Origin of the sequence: Pedobacter cryoconitis (assembly GCF_014200605.1) — a bacterium.
GTDB lineage: Bacteria > Bacteroidota > Bacteroidia > Sphingobacteriales > Sphingobacteriaceae > Pedobacter > Pedobacter cryoconitis_B.
The window spans coordinates 610,489-626,003 of record NZ_JACHCE010000002.1; the positions used below are offsets into that span (position 1 = coordinate 610,489).

General features: G+C 38.7%; 9 protein-coding genes and 1 riboswitch. Of the genes, 3 read left to right on the forward strand and 6 right to left on the reverse strand.

Features of this window, described 5'->3' with window-relative positions; genetic code table 11:
• Nucleotides 1-9: 9 nt before the first annotated feature.
• Both HDE68_RS08715 and HDE68_RS08720 read right to left on the reverse strand, forming a co-directional pair.
• Nucleotides 10-1,077 (reverse strand): FecR family protein, encoded by a 1,068-nt coding sequence (locus HDE68_RS08715; RefSeq protein ID WP_183880972.1) that lies wholly within the window; start codon nucleotides 1,075-1,077, stop codon nucleotides 10-12.
• Nucleotides 1,078-1,129: 52 nt separating this feature from the next.
• Complete coding sequence (locus HDE68_RS08720) at nucleotides 1,130-1,762, reverse strand: RNA polymerase sigma-70 factor (RefSeq protein WP_183880973.1); 633 nt, start codon at nucleotides 1,760-1,762, stop codon at nucleotides 1,130-1,132.
• A gap of 247 nt (nucleotides 1,763-2,009) precedes the next feature.
• Here HDE68_RS08720 and HDE68_RS08725 point away from each other — a divergent pair, with 247 nt between their 5' ends.
• The 3 genes from HDE68_RS08725 to HDE68_RS08735 all read left to right on the forward strand — a co-directional run bounded on the left by HDE68_RS08725 (nucleotide 2,010) and on the right by HDE68_RS08735 (nucleotide 9,177).
• Nucleotides 2,010-5,123 (forward strand): SusC/RagA family TonB-linked outer membrane protein, encoded by a 3,114-nt coding sequence (locus HDE68_RS08725; protein ID WP_183880975.1) that lies wholly within the window; start codon nucleotides 2,010-2,012, stop codon nucleotides 5,121-5,123.
• A gap of 35 nt (nucleotides 5,124-5,158) precedes the next feature.
• Nucleotides 5,159-6,814: a RagB/SusD family nutrient uptake outer membrane protein gene (locus HDE68_RS08730; protein ID WP_183880977.1), complete on the forward strand. Its 1,656-nt coding sequence runs from the start codon at nucleotides 5,159-5,161 to the stop codon at nucleotides 6,812-6,814.
• 104 nt (nucleotides 6,815-6,918) lie between these two features.
• Nucleotides 6,919-9,177, forward strand: coding sequence for a GH92 family glycosyl hydrolase (locus tag HDE68_RS08735; RefSeq protein WP_183880979.1), 2,259 nt, complete (start codon nucleotides 6,919-6,921; stop codon nucleotides 9,175-9,177).
• A 71-nt stretch (nucleotides 9,178-9,248) separates the two neighbouring features.
• On the opposite strand, the gene HDE68_RS08740 is transcribed toward HDE68_RS08735, so the two are convergent.
• The 4 genes from HDE68_RS08740 to HDE68_RS08755 all read right to left on the reverse strand — a co-directional run bounded on the left by HDE68_RS08740 (nucleotide 9,249) and on the right by HDE68_RS08755 (nucleotide 14,877).
• Nucleotides 9,249-9,698, reverse strand: a complete 450-nt coding sequence (locus tag HDE68_RS08740) for a barstar family protein (RefSeq protein ID WP_183880981.1) — start codon at nucleotides 9,696-9,698, stop codon at nucleotides 9,249-9,251.
• 4 nt (nucleotides 9,699-9,702) lie between these two features.
• Nucleotides 9,703-10,113: a ribonuclease domain-containing protein gene (locus tag HDE68_RS08745; protein ID WP_183880983.1), complete on the reverse strand. Its 411-nt coding sequence runs from the start codon at nucleotides 10,111-10,113 to the stop codon at nucleotides 9,703-9,705.
• A 154-nt stretch (nucleotides 10,114-10,267) separates the two neighbouring features.
• Entirely contained in the window at nucleotides 10,268-11,701 is a 1,434-nt protein-coding gene (locus HDE68_RS08750; protein WP_183880985.1) for a SusD/RagB family nutrient-binding outer membrane lipoprotein, read from the reverse strand.
• Nucleotides 11,702-11,706: 5 nt separating this feature from the next.
• Nucleotides 11,707-14,877 carry a SusC/RagA family TonB-linked outer membrane protein gene (locus HDE68_RS08755; protein ID WP_183880987.1) on the reverse strand — a complete coding sequence of 1,057 codons (3,171 nt, stop codon included), beginning with the start codon at nucleotides 14,875-14,877 and terminating at the stop codon, nucleotides 11,707-11,709.
• A gap of 319 nt (nucleotides 14,878-15,196) precedes the next feature.
• Nucleotides 15,197-15,309: riboswitch (SAM riboswitch) on the reverse strand.
• Nucleotides 15,310-15,515 lie beyond the last annotated feature (206 nt).

Genomic DNA, 15,515 nt, shown 5'->3' on the forward strand with positions numbered 1-15,515 from the left:
TTAGCGAGATTATTTTACAGCGTAAAGATAGATAGTTTTTCCTTGTATTTTATATTGAAAGGGGGTAATGACCTGTAATGCTTTTAAGGCTTCTGATAAAGTCTCTTTTTCAAATTCTCCGGTAAAACTGGCATCTTTCAGTTTGTCGGATTCAAAGACGAAGCTGACATCGTACCATCTGGCTAAACGCAGGCTTAACAGAGAGAAATTTTCATTTTTGAACAAGAGTTTGTTATTCATCCATGAGGTTTCAAGAATGGCATTTTTATCATCTTTATAATAAGTCATTGGCCTGATACTGTATATATCTCCATTCAAGTGTTCTGCACTGCTGTCTGCTGCATGAATTAAAGTGAATTTCTCTGCAGGGTTAAGCAGGATATGTTTTGCTGGTCTCTTGTTTAGTGTGATTTCTACTTTCCCTCTCAGCAAGGTAGTTTCAGTTGCCTGTTCATCATCATATGATTTCACGTCAAAAGCAGTCCCCAAAACTTTTATACTGATGTTTTTAGTATGTACAATAAAAGGATGCTGATGATCTTTGGCGACATCAAAAAAGGCTTCCCCACTTAAATAGACTTCTCTTGTCCCCCCTTTAAAGGAAGCGGGATATTTAATTTCACTTGCGGCATTCAGAGTGACTTTACTTCCATCGGCAAGAACCAGTGTGGAAGTTTGTCTGCCTGGTGTATATGTTTTTTTCCAGGCTATAGCCGTGGTTTTATCTGACAGGCTATTTGATTTGAAAAACTGATAGGCGAAGAATGTACAAAGTCCAAAAATGAAAATAGCAGCAATACGGTACCATTGTCCGAATGTTCGAACAACTGGTTTTGAATTAAAAATCGGTTTAGGTTCGGTCCCAACAACATTGATTCTTTCTTTTATTTGCCGAAAAATGAAATCCATATTTTCGTAAGGACGATCTTGTTGCTTAAAATAAATGATTAAAGATTCATATTCACGTCTGTAATCTTCATTTTCTGCAAGTATTGCCATAAAATGCTGATCGTCATGGGCAGAGATCTCTCCCGATAATTTTTCGCTAAGTAATTCAGTGAATCTCTGATCAGTCATTGGACATTATTTATACTTTGTATAGAGTAGTACCCTTTTTTGTTAAAATTGCTTACAAGAATTGAAAAATATGTAAAAAAAATATTAAAACTATTAAATTAAGTGTATTATCGCTCTTCGCGTCCTTTGTATAAATATGGTGATAAGCTTTGAGACTTATTCTTAATTTGTCTATTGCCCTGAATAATTGTGTTTGTACTGTTCTTGGTGAGATTTCCAGAATTTCTGCCACTTCCTTATATTTCATGCCATTTTCTTTAATCAGCTTAAAAATAATCCGGGCTTGTTGCGGAAGTTTGTTGATCGCCTGGTCTAATTTATAATGCAGCTCTTTATTTTCCAGCTCCTTTTCAGGATCTGCATGGTGCATAAATTGAAACTCATTGGATGGCTCTATTTCTACCAGGTGAACATTGGCATTTTTCTTAATATATTTCAGAGATTGATTCCTGACCGCAGTAAAAAGATAAGTTTCAAGATTGAGAATTACCGTTTCTGCCTTCCTGTTTTCCCAGCAGCGCACAAGAATATCAGAAATAATCTCTTCGGCTACTTCTTTTTTTCCTACATAATAAATGCAGAATTTGATCAGCCTGTTGAATAAAAGATAGTATAAAGCTTCGAAAGCTTTAACGTCGTCTTCCACGCAAATCTTTGTCCATAAGGGAGATAAGTCAGGTTTCAAGGCCTCTTGGAATTAATAACAGTTATAAGAATTGGCAAGATAAATAATTAAAATAATAAATCGATGATTGTTTAAACGCTTGCTAATTCGATTTTATTTAATAAAAAGTGATTTTCTTGTAGGCAATTATTACTTAAAAGGGGTCTCTCCCTTAACATGTATTTTTTTTAGGAAGATATATGAGGTGCCTTCATCGGTTTTTGAGGGCAAAAGAGCTAACCAAAATATTTAACTGTAATCAGCAAAAATGAAAAAAACATTACAATTGACGTGTTTACTACTTTACGCTTCGTCGCATGCTTTTGCAACGGTAAAGTCAGATCATCCTAAACTATTAACTCCTTTAATGAATATTCCAGGTTTCTCTGCAGCCGATCAGGTGAAGGGAACGGTGCGTGATGCTACTGGAACTACTTTACCAGGAGTGTCGGTTCAAGTAAAAGGGACTAAGCTGGTTACGCAAACGAATGCGTCCGGACAATATGGTATAGCCGCTAAAGCAGGCGATATCCTTGTTTTCTCTTATATAGGGTATGATAAGCAAGAAATCACAGTTGGTAGTCAGACTACTGTTGATGTGGTATTGAAATCTAACACACAAGAATTGAATACGGTAGTGGTAACGGCTTTGGGTATCAAAAGAACAAGCCGTTCAACAACTTATTCTACACAACAGGTTGACGGTGACGAGCTGACCAGAGCAAAAGATGCCAACTTAGTGAACTCACTAAACGGTAAAGTTGCAGGTTTAACGATCTCACGCAGTTCATCAGGTGTGGGTGGTTCAGCAAAAGTAATCTTAAGAGGAAGTAAATCAGCTTCTGGTAGTAACCAGGCGCTGTATGTTATTGATGGGGTTCCTATGAATAACAGTATTTCGAGTCAGGCCGTTTCAAGTACAGGAAATGGTGCTTCGACACAACCTAACTCTGCTTACGGCGGAAGTACTTCTTATGATGGTGGTGACCCGATTTCTAACTTAAACCCAGAAGATATTGCGAGTATATCTGTGTTGAAAGGTGGTTCGGCAGCTGCATTATATGGTAGCCAGGCTGCAAACGGTGTAATTATCGTAACTACGAAGTCGGGTGAAGCCGGAAAAGCGAAAGTTAATTTCACTTCGGGTTTCAGTATTGATCAGGCGGCAACGAAACCAGAATTTCAAAATAAATACGGCCAGACTTCGGGAAACTCCAGCCAGAGCTGGGGCCCTGCTATCACCAATGGTCAGGATAATTTAAAGTCGTATTTCAGAACGGGACAAAACTATACGAACTCGATTAGTTTATCTGCAGGTTCAGAAAAATTACAGACTTACTTTTCTTATGCTAACACAACTTCATCAGGCATTCAGCCAGGAAATGAGTTGAGCCGTCATAACGTCAATCTGAAAGAGACAGGAAGTTTCTTCAATGACAAACTGACTATTTCCGGAAACGTAAACTATATCAGACAAAAAATTAATAACTCTCCACTGATTGGTCTTTACTTTAATCCATTGACAGGATTGTATTTATTCCCAAGAGGGCTGGATATTAAACCTTACAAAACCGGATTTGAGCAGCTTGATCCAACAAGAAACCTGAATACACAAAACTGGCCTTTCTTATCGGAAGATATTCAGCAAAATCCATGGTGGATTAACAACAGAAATCAGAATGAGCTGAACAGAGATCGTCTGATGCTGAACGTGAGTGCCAAGTATAAAGTAAACCCATGGTTAGATATTCAGGCCCGTGGAAGTATGGATACTTATACTGATACTTATGATCAGAAAAACTATGCAGGAACTTCGATCACGTTAACGGATAAAAACGGTAGTTATGTATATTCAAACAATAATTCAAGACAGCAATATGCTGACGTTATCGCAAATTTCAATGTTCCGTTAGAACACTTCAAGATCACAGGAACTGTGGGTACAAGTATCCAGGACTTTTATGATAACGGAGTTACTTTTAACTCAGGAAAAGACGGATTAAACATCCCTAATAAATTCGTAATCCAGAATTTTAAAGCATTAAACCCATTAAATTCTGGGAATACATATAACCATAAACAAATACGTTCAGTTTTTGCAAGTGCAAGTGTTGCATTTGATAACTGGATCAACTTAGATGCAACAATACGTACAGACTGGTCTTCGGCTTTAGCTTTTACTACTGGTAATCCTTTTTCTTATCCTTCGGTAGGTATCAACTTTATCATTAACGAAAAACTGAACTTACCACAATGGGTTAGTTTTGCAAAAGTTCGTGGTTCTTATGCACAGGTAGGTAATGATGTACCAAACTATGTAACTAACATTCTGAACTCTTTTGGTGCAGGTGGTGGAATTTCAACGCCAATAAGATCTTCTTTTGTGGATTTAAAACCTGAGCGTACTAACTCTCTTGAATTTGGTACGGAATGGAGGTTCTTCAGCAACCGTTTAAACTTTGACTTTACATTCTATAAAACAAATACCAAAAATCAGTTCTTTACAGCTGACGCTTCTCAGGCTTCGTTGTTTAACCAGTATTATTTCAACGCTGGAAATGTACAGAATAAAGGTATAGAAGTTGTTTTAGGTTATGACATCTTAAACGGAGATGGATTGAAATGGAAAACAACGGTTAACTATTCCATGAACAGAAACAAAATCCTTGCGCTTTCTCCAGAAATCAATGAGTTTACTTTAAGTGGTGCTTCTGGTGCTAACTATGTTTCTAAATTTAAAGTAGGCGGGTCGTTCGGTGATATCTATGGTACTTCACTGAAACGTGATGATCAGGGAAGAGTATTAATCATTGATGGAAAACCTACAGCAGCTGACGGTGGTAATAACACTTTCCTTGGTAATGCAAATCCAAGATGGCAGTTAGGATGGGGTAACACATTCAACTATAAGAATTTCTCTTTGACTTTCTTGCTTGACGGTAAGTTTGGTGGCAAAGTAATGTCTATTACGGAGTCTATGCTGGAACAATATGGTGTAGCTAAAGTTACAGGTGATGCCCGCGATCAGGGTGGTGTTTCTGTGAACGGTGTAGACCAGGCAGGAAACCCTGTTTCTAAAGTAGATGCTCAGAAATGGTACAGTGTTGTAGGTGGTAGAGAAGGTATTTCGAGCGAACACATGTACAGTGCTACAGTGGTACGTATGAGAGAATTATCTTTTGGTTATAATATACCTATGAAACCAGGTTTCATTAAAAACCTGAAGTTATCTGTTACAGGCAGAAACTTATTTTATCTGTACAAGAAAGCTCCGTTTGATCCCGAGTTGAGTATGTCAACTGCAAATGGTCTTTCAGGTGTAGATATCTTTATGCCGCCAGCTTTGCGTAATTATGGCTTCTCTTTAAATGCTAACTTTTAGTAACCAGTTGTTTTTTTAACAATAAGACAAAGAAAATGAAAACGAAATTCAATATATCAATTCCGGCAAACAGGTTGCGCGTAGCAGGCGCGTTATGCCTGGCTGTGTTGACCATTACTTCCTGCAAAAAAAGCTTCGAAAATATTAATACAGATCCTGTAGGTATCTCAGATAAAGAATTAATTGCTGATTATAATGATCTTAAATTCTTCTTTCAGATGGAGCAGAGATCAATTGTTAACTTCTCTGGCGGTGGTGATCCAAACTCTTACCAGGTTCAGCAGAATTTAAATGCTGATAACTTTTCTGGTTACTTTATGTCACCTACTCCATTTAATGGTGGTAATAACAATACCAACTATTTCATGGTTCAGGGCTGGAATGGTGAGGCATTTAAAGTAGGCTATTTAAATATAATGGCTAATGTCAGAAAACTGAAAAACAACGGGATCGACCAGACTTATCCATCAGTTTGGGCGGTATCTCAATTGATCAAAGTTACGGCGATGAGCAGAGTGACCGATATCTATGGTCCTATTCCTTACAGTACTGTAGGTTTAAAGGTGAATAACCCTTATGATAGCCAGAAAGATGTTTATTATCAGTTCTTCACTGAACTGGATGATGCGCAGAAGAAAATTAACGACTTCGTATCAACAGGTAAAACTCTTCCTTTTAGCTTTAGTGATTTTGATTTAGTATACAATGGAAACCTGGCTACCTGGTTAAAATATGCAAACTCTTTACGTTTGAGGTTAGCGATGCGCCTGGTCAAAGTTGATCCTGGAAAAGCTCAGTTAGAAGGGGAGAAAGCAATGAATCCTGCAAATGGAGGATTGTTAACTTCTCCTGCAGATAATATGGCAGTTAAAGTTCTTGGTGTAGGGTTCAGCAATCCATTGGTATTTATCTCTCAGGATTGGGGAGATACAAGAATGGGTGCTGCAATTGAATCTTACTTATCAGGTTATGCAGATCCAAGATTACCAAAGTATTTTGATAAGTCTACGGATAAGAACTTAGGCGGACAATATAAAGGAATCCGTATCGGTACAAATATTGTTTCCAAAGATGACTATGTTGGTTATTCTGGTTTGAATGTGAGCAATGGAACACCGACCTTCTCGAAATCAAGCCCTGTTCAGTTAATGACAGCTGCAGAGGTTTATTTCTTACGTGCTGAAGCTGCCCTGAGAGGGTGGGCTAATGCAGGTGGAAGTGCTCAAAGCTTATATGAACTAGGTATCACAACTTCATTTCAGCAATATGGTCTGGGTGATGCGAGTACTTATATCAATAATGCTACGAATGTTCCTGCAGCTTATGTTGATCCTAAGAATGCAGTAAACAATGCGCCTTCACCAACTTCTATTACCGTGAAATGGGATGGCAGTGCTACCAATGAGCAAAACCTGGAACGTATTATTACGCAGAAATGGCTGGCAATTTTCCCTGAAGGTCAGGAAGCATGGTCAGAATACCGTCGTACAGGATATCCAAAACTTTTCCCTGTAGTTCAAAATAACAGTGGCGGTACAATCAATACTGCAATTCAAATCAGAAGATTGCCATTCCCACAGAACGAACGTAATACTAACAGTACTGAATTAGATAAAGGTATCCAGTTATTGGGTGGCCCTGATAATGGTGGTACAAGATTATGGTGGGATGTAGCCAAACCGAATTTCTAAAATCCGGTTTAAAACAATAAAATTACACGCACCGGTCTTTTTATCGCCTGTTTCTGGCATAGAAAGACCGGTGTTTTTTTATTTTTACAGCTTATATATTTACAATGAGTAGAAAAAAAACAGGTCTGATATTTATTTGCAGTTTGATTTTTAGTTTTAATCTGAGTGCACAAAGTAATTTAAGTCAGTATGTAGATCCGATGATAGGTTCGGATGCACATGGACACGTATTTGTTGGTGCTAATGTACCATTTGGTGCAGTACAGTTAGGCCCTACAAATATTTTTGAGGGCTGGGACTGGTGCAGTGGGTATCATTATTCAAGTAATACCATTGTTGGTTTCACCCATACACATTTAAGCGGTACGGGAATTGGTGACCTGAACGATGTACTGGTTATGCCGGCTACAGGTAAGGTGCAATTGGATAAAGGGACTAAAACTGATCAGAAGAACGGGTATGTATCTACCTTCTCTCATGCAAATGAGGTAACTAAACCAGGCTATTATAGCGTTGTTCTGGATAAATATAAGATCAAAGCAGAACTTACGGCTTCGGAGCGGGTTGGTTTTCACCGTTATACTTTTGCTCCAAAACAGGATAATCCACATGTGATGCTGGATCTGAGTGATGGTATAGGCTGGGATAAACCTGTAGAAACTTATATCAGGCAGATTAACAGTACTACTTTGGTCGGTTATCGTTTATCTACCGGATGGGCCAAAGATCAGCGCTTATACTTTGCTGTTAAACTTTCACAACCTTTAAGCAGTATGTCACTTTATGACAGTACGCAGGTGGCTTCTTCTGTTACGGAGGCTAAAGGCAGAAAAATTAAAGCGGTATTGAATTTCAAAGCTATTGAGAAAAATATCCTGCAAATGAAAGTGGGTATCTCTCCGGTGAGTTATGAAAACGCATTAGCTAATATCACTGCTGAGATTCCTGCATGGGATTTTGCTAAAGTAGTAGCGGCTGCAAATACGAAATGGAATAAAGAGTTGTCTAAAATTGAGATCGAAGGCAGCAAAGAGACTAAAAAGGTTTTCTATACAGCTTTATACCATACCATGATTGCCCCATCCTTATTTAATGATGCCAATGGCGATTACCGTGGTACTGATAAGAAAGTTTATCATAAACCTGGATTTGATAACTATACTACTTTTTCATTATGGGATACTTACCGGGCTTTTCATCCTTTGTACACTATTGTACATCCTGATAAAGTATCAGACATTATCAATTCATTTCTGGCTATCTATAAACAACAGGGAAAATTACCAGTATGGCATTTAATGGGAAATGAAACCAATACCATGATCGGATATCATGCGGTGCCGATTATTGTAGATGCTTATCTGAAAGGTTTCAGAAAATATGATACTGAGCTTGCTTACGAGGCGATTAAACATTCTGCGATGCAGAAAGAGGACGGTATAGAATATATACAGCAATTGAAATATATTCCTGCCGATAAAGTGAATGAAGCGGTGGCAAAAGGGCTGGAATATGCGATTGATGACTGGTGTATCGCCCGTATGGCTAAAGCAATGCATAAAGAAGAGGACTATGTTTATTTTAGCAAGAGAGCTAAATTATATGCTGAATATTTTGATCCGAAAATAGAGTTTATGCGTGGTAAACTTGCGGATGGCAGCTGGCGCAAACCTTTTGATCCTGTTGCTTCTAAACACCGTGAAGATGACTATACAGAAGGAAATGCATGGCAATATACCTGGTTGGTTCCACAAGATCCGGAAGGCCTGATCCGCTTGTTTGGTGGTGAGGGTGGTTTTACCAGGAAACTGGATTCTTTATTTAGTATCAGTTCTGTAGTAGAAGCAGGTGGTTCTCCTGATATCAGCGGGTTGATCGGGCAGTATGCGCAAGGTAATGAGCCCAATCATCATACACCTTATCTATATGCTTATGCAGGTAAACCATGGAAAACTGCACAGGTAGTACGTCAGATCACAGATTCATTGTATACTGCTAAACCAGACGGTCTTTGTGGTAATGAAGATCTGGGACAGATGTCATCCTGGTATGTGTTTTCTGCTTTAGGATTCTATCCTGTTAATCCGGCTAACGGAGAATATGTATTTGGTTCTCCATTAATCGATAATGCAGTTATTAATCTTCCGGGTGGTAAGAAATTCGGAATTAAAGTGGTTGGTAACGGGCCGAAAAATAAGTATATCCAGAAAGCGATGTTAAATGGCAGGCCTTATACTAAAAACTATCTGAGACATGATGCGATCGTAGCAGGGGGGATGCTGACCTTATATATGGGTGATCAGCCATCTGCAACATGGGGAGTTAGTGAAGCAGACCGGCCTAAATCCGGGGGGGCTGAATAAGACCTTCTTTGTTATAAAAAAAGGGTTGCTCCATGAGCAACCCTTTTTTTATAACGTTTATTTGAGCATGACTATTTAGCTTCGTGATAGCTGATATTCAATTTCTCCAGTTCTGATACTGTTGCAGGTGTTTTCTCAATGTAGATATTAAACACCGCTTTATTTCTGAAATCTTCTTCACCGGGATAATTAGGAACGTTATCCCATTGCTCGGCTACATCGTTCAGCAAATTCATTAGATTAGTTTTCCGGGCAAGATCTTTTTCCTCACACAAGAAAAAAGAGTAATTACGAACTATAATAGCGAACTGAGATTCATTTAACCAGCTTAAATCATTCAGCAGTTCTTCCAGTGAATCCAGGCTGCTGCTGTAATAATCGGGGAAGTCCAGTTGTTTAGCTATTTCGTGAATAAATTCATCCACAGTTACAATTTCACGGCCATCTATCCGGACAATATGTGTATTGTCTTTAATCAGGTCCTTTTCTTTTCCGGCTTCAAAGAGGCAATATCCGTTCATGTTTTTAAAATTTTGTAAATGTTTTATAATGATCTCCTGTATAATAACGAATGCCATCAGCTCCGATTATAATCCGTTCCGCTCCTCTGTTCTTTCCTCTGACCTTAGGATTGATGTCATACTCTTTATAAGCTACACCCGGAGGTAATCTGCCTTCCCGGTTCTGAAACACTGTTCCGCCAACGTATCCCTGTGGGGCCTTGTTGTTTTTAGCTACATAAGCAGCAACTGTATAGGCCTTTTGAGGGACACCAGCTACCTTAATGTTATCTTCGGCGTCTGTATCTGTTGATGATAAAGTACTTATTGCTGTTTTGTTCTGCTGTGCTGAGATCGTTTGATCGTTTGAAGAATGGGCTCCTCTGCAAGAGAAAAGCAGCACACAGCAGGTTATTAAGGTTAGTAGAATTCTCATATCCTTCTTTTTTAGCGACTAAAATCCGGACTGTATAAGAGTCCCCTTAAATATCAGTCATTTAAATGATAAAATTATAAGATTCTGAATATTTAATAGAATGATAATCAGAATAAAACATATATCAATGTGATGATATTTAAGGGGATAGATATTAATTTACATCAAACCAGAGTTTGGTGGTTAAAGCATCTGTTCCCTGATGTGCTACTGCAGCATTATAAGCATCAGGATTTAAGGACTGCTCTGTACCAGGATAAATAAATCTTACCGGTATTTTGCCATTTAATGATCCTGCTACTGCCGGTGTCAATATCGGGTAATCCAGTCTTCTCCATTCCGCAAAGGCTTCCAACCCCTGACCAAATAAGGCGATCCACTTCTGGTTCCCTATTGATTTTCTGAAATTTGAAGGATTATACTGCACCTCTGGTCTGGCCTGATAAACTGCAATATCTGCCGGAGAGATGCCATACTGCGATAAGGACGCGGCTATAGCCTGGTTGTAAAGTGAAGCTGCATCCTCGTTTGTAAAACCTCTTGCTGCTGCCTCTGCACGGTCAAATAGTACTTCTGAATAGCTGATAATCACAGCCGGTGCAGTTGGTGCAAGAAAATAAGCACCTGGTTTTGAAGTGCTGGTTAAGCCAAGGGCAGAAGCATCACCTGGCAGTAATCCATTAGGTACACCTGTATAAAGCTGGGTTTTAACAGCTTTACTTGCATATACTGGCAGACGCGGGTCATTTAAGGCCGTTAGCTGATCTACAACTGTTTTACTCACCCGGTAATCGTCACGGGTGTCAAACAGGTTACTGATTGGATTCTGATTAGGAGAAGCTTTATAATTTAATTGTGCATTCTCCAGATTCGAGCTGATATATGTTCCGCCTTCGGCTTGTATAGCTGCAATAACCTGTTTTGAAATTTCCGGTTCACGATCAGCAATGCGCAGTGCAATTCTTAAACGTAAAGAATTGGTGAACTTTTTCCAGGAAGCAATATTATTTGCATAAATAACGTCACCCAAAATTGGTTTTCCAGCAGGGTCTAAACTGGCCTGTGCTGTTTTCAGATCGTTTAAGATGCCAAGATATACATCTCTTTGCGTATCGTATTTTGGGGTCAGGTATTGATTAATATCACCGGCCTGTGAATAAGGAACATCACCATAAGCATCCGTTTCTAAGGCAAAGATCCATGATTTAAGTACCAGGGCAACACCTTTATAATTGGTATTTCCCTGGGCATCTGCCAGTTTAACCAACTGATTCAGATTGACAATTCCCAGTCGGTATCCGGTTGTCCATAAATCCTGAAAAGAGGTATTGCTAAAAATATATCTATCAGGATCTGTATATTGGATTTTGGCCCAGTGCTGTACAAAAAGCAGGCTTGAGTTCATATTATTGGTAGCACCCCAATAAGTATCTGATGTGTTTTTAATGGCTGCTGTTAACAGAAATTCAGGCTGTGCAGTTGCTGAAGAATTCGGGTTCACATTGGTTTCATCCAATGCTTTTTTGCAGGATGCTGCTGTAATAAGCAATAGGCCTGACAGTAACAGAGGTATATATTTTGTTCTCATGGAAATTAGAATTTGAAGTTAAGATTGAAACCCATTGTGCGTACAGTAGGTAAGCCAAGATCTTCCAGACCTTGTCCGTTACCAGTATTAAAAGCGGACTCAGGATCTATGTTAGGAACATTCTTGTGCAGGATAAATAGATTTCTGCCTACGGCCGAAATAGTGGCACTTTGCAGGCCTATAGATTTAATCCATTGTGATGGCAGGGTATAGCCTAATTTTATCTCTCTTAGTTTAATATAGGTTGCGCTGTAAACAGAAGCCTCATCTATATTATTGAATGATTTATAATACTGACTAGCTGGTATAATAGTATTGTTTGGTGTGCCATCTGCTAAGAATCCTTTGAAGATCATTCCATCGTCATATACTTTTGCACCTCCCGGAGCTGCTGCGCCCGGGCTAACCTGTACGGCATTACCTGCGGCATTTTTATAATAACTTAGTCCTCCGTTTTCAGTACCGCGTCCCGGAAGGGTAGAAGCTAAAACACCTGTATAAGTCCCTGTACTGTTGGTTCCTGAATAAATCTGACCACCAATATGTGCATCAACCAATACGCTTAAACTGATTCTTTTATAAGTGAAAGTATTGGTAATACCACCTAACCAGTCTGGTGTGTATTTTCCAAGGATTTTTTTAGCAGGACTTGCCTGTGGCGTACCGTCAGCTCCAACAATGATATCTCCGGCAGCATTTCTTGCATAAGCGGTACCGAAAATTGTTCCATATGGCTGTCCTACAGTTGCCAGGATCTGAACAGACCCGTCCGACCCCAGCTGGTAACTTTTTAAGTCCTTATAAAGTTCTTTTACTTTACTGCGGTTCATCGAGTAATTCACATTGATGTCCCAGCTAAAGTTTTTTGTTTTAATCGGTGTAACGCCTAATTGAGCTTCAATTCCTTTATTGTTAATGGTTCCGCCGTTAACCAGTTTTTTTAGGAAACCAGTGGCCGAACTCACATCCAGACTTAAAATCTGGTTAAAACTGTTGGTATTATATAAACTTAAGTCAAAACGTAATCTGTTTTTGAAAAAGCCCAGTTCAAAACCTGCTTCTGTTGAATTGGTTGTTTCTGGTTTCAAATTAGGATTCAGATCTGTGTCACTCAGGTTTTGCTGTGGATTACTATCAAATGGTGCAGTAAATGCATAGTTGTTATCTAGCTGGTAAGCAAAGGCATCTTTACCCACCTGAGACCATCCACCGCGAAGTTTGGCGAAGTTTAAAACATCACCTTTAATATCAAATGCTTCGGTAAGAATTAAACTTGCATTTACTGAAGGATAGAAATAAGAGCGGTTTTGAGGAGGCAGGGTAGATGACCAGTCATTACGTGCTGTTAAGTTTAAATAGGCGTAATTTCTGAAACCCAGCTGAGCAGAACCAAATGTACTATATACCCGCTGTTTGTTATAAACGTTAGAGGAGATCAGCGGATCTCTTGAATTACTCAAAGTATAAAGATTGTTAACAGCCAGTTTAGGGGCTTTTTGGTCATTGTTCTCGATCGTGGTTGTCCGTATATTTCCACCTAATAAAACGTCAAGGTTAAAATCTGAACTTAACTTTTTAGTATAATCCAATCTTCCTTCGGTATTGTTCTCACTAAAAGTATAGGCATCTTCTTCGTAAGAACCAAATGGAGTACCGTTAGTTCCATAAGCAATTTTGATCTTTCTGCGGTCTGTATAATAGTCGTTTCCGGTTCTGAAATTCGCTGATAAACCATCAATGATCTTATAGTTTATTTCTGCACTTCCAATCAGCCTGTTACGGATCTGACCAACAGTATTCTCATAGGCAACAAAGTATGGATTACTGTAATAGCTATTATTCCAGTTGATATTATTTCCATTCGCATCTTTGTAGGTCTTTAACTGACTGACATCAACCTGGCGGCCAAACCAGGTAAATTGAAGCATGGTACTGCTGGCTCTTTTTCCTCCCGAACCAGGTAAGTTTGCAGCACTGCTGTTCACATAATTGGCTGAGGCATTGAAAGTCAGTTTTGGGGTTATTTTATAAGTTGCATTTAACAGGAAAGAGTTTTTTGATTGCGAAGAGTTAGGAATAACCCCGGTTTGATCCAGGTTGTTATAAGAAAAACGTAAATCATATTTATCTCCAGATCCTGAAATCGCAATACCATTATTCAGGGTACGACCTGTATTAAAGAAGTCACGTACATTATTTGGATGTGCAATAAATGGTACTGGTACACCATTAGAGTTGAACTGTGGGATTAAACGTCCGTCTAATCTTGGGCCCCAGCTTTCATCTACGCCGTCATTAATACCTCCGCCTTTACCATCTACATAGCTGAACTGGCCATTAGCACCTTGTCCGTAGGAGTTCTGGTAAGAAGGAATCGTTAATAAAGTAGAGAATGTAGCATTTGAATTTACACTGATACCTAAACCCTGACCACTCTTACCTTTTTTAGTGGTAATCAGGATTACACCCGCAGCAGCTCTGGACCCATAAAGGGCAGCGGCATTGGGGCCTTTCAATACACTCATAGATTCAATATCCTCCGAATTGATGTCTGAAATCGTATTAGCAAAATCACGCGAACCACCTGTGCCTAAATTTTGAGAGTTATCTACAGGTACTCCGTCAATCACAAACAGTGGCTGATTATTATTTGATATAGAAGTTTCTCCCCTGATAATAATCCTCGAAGAACCCATATCACCCTGGCTGTTCGTTACCTGTACGCCAGCTATTTTGCCCGAAAAGGCATTAACCAGGTTGGTTTCTTTTGCTTCGGATAAATCTTTTGACTTCAGCTCCTGCACTGAATAACCCAGCGATTTCTTTTCTTTAGGAATGTTTAAAGCCGTAACAACAACCTCACTTAGCGCATTGGAAGACTCCTCCAGTTGTATGGCAATGGTTTTTGCAGATGTTACTTTGATTTCCTGATTGCTATACCCAATGGATATAGCTTTGATGATATCATTGGTTTTGGCAGCGATACTGAATTTACCGTTACCATCTGTCTGGGTACCAATATTTGTCCCTTTAACGATAATACTTACCCCTGGAAGAGGTAGCCCGGTCGATTTTTCTGTGACCACTCCAGAAATTTTTTCTGTTTGTGCGACAGCAGTCTGTACGATTATAAAGGATAATATGATCCCAAATAAGTATTTGTATGTTTTATACATATAAAATTAAATAGCGGAATGATTTTCCGGATTGAAAAAATGGTGTGTTTGTTTGAAGATCGCTGAACAGCGATTATTTGTTATGCGTTAACAACAGCAGTTTTTCTGCATATAGCTGTAAGACTGCATATATAGAAGGTACATTGGAGCATGGCTGCTCTTTAAATGATTGTGTAATTGTGTTTTCATCGAATTGTATAATTGGTGTGTTTAGTTTCATCTGTATTTATGATCCTGTATTCTTTGAAGACTCTGCGTTATCAGAAATGATTAAGGAAACAGATGATAGTAAACCACGATATGGTTTTTTTATAGCTATCACTTATCTTTTCCGCTTAATGTGGATAGGAGTTAGCACCTTTTACACAGAATAAATGTATATAGGTTGCTAAGACTTCACAGGGCCTTTCCCTCGGTCTTTCTGGATAAGTAGAAATCAATGAACAACTAAATCGTCTGCAAATATATAAATAAACTACTAAATCTATAGTATTTATTTGTTTAATAGTTTTTCTGATATTATGCAGACAATTGGCCTGAATTCTTTAGGGAGAATTCATGAATTTCTGAGAATGTCAACTAAAATTGGTTAAACGTTTTAATAAAAAAGAACATTTCCCTTTATAGTGACATAATGT

What these genes read in the sequence shown, in the direction of transcription:
- HDE68_RS08715 (WP_183880972.1), bottom strand. Translation starts at nt 1,077, where the DNA reads ATGACTGATCAGAGATTCACTGAATTACTTAGCGAAAAATTATCGGGA.
- HDE68_RS08725 (WP_183880975.1), top strand. Translation starts at nt 2,010, where the DNA reads ATGAAAAAAACATTACAATTGACGTGTTTACTACTTTACGCTTCGTCG.
- HDE68_RS08730 (WP_183880977.1), top strand. Translation starts at nt 5,159, where the DNA reads ATGAAAACGAAATTCAATATATCAATTCCGGCAAACAGGTTGCGCGTA.
- HDE68_RS08735 (WP_183880979.1), top strand. Translation starts at nt 6,919, where the DNA reads ATGAGTAGAAAAAAAACAGGTCTGATATTTATTTGCAGTTTGATTTTT.
- HDE68_RS08740 (WP_183880981.1), bottom strand. Translation starts at nt 9,698, where the DNA reads ATGAACGGATATTGCCTCTTTGAAGCCGGAAAAGAAAAGGACCTGATT.
- HDE68_RS08745 (WP_183880983.1), bottom strand. Translation starts at nt 10,113, where the DNA reads ATGAGAATTCTACTAACCTTAATAACCTGCTGTGTGCTGCTTTTCTCT.
- HDE68_RS08750 (WP_183880985.1), bottom strand. Translation starts at nt 11,701, where the DNA reads ATGAGAACAAAATATATACCTCTGTTACTGTCAGGCCTATTGCTTATT.
- HDE68_RS08755 (WP_183880987.1), bottom strand. Translation starts at nt 14,877, where the DNA reads ATGTATAAAACATACAAATACTTATTTGGGATCATATTATCCTTTATA.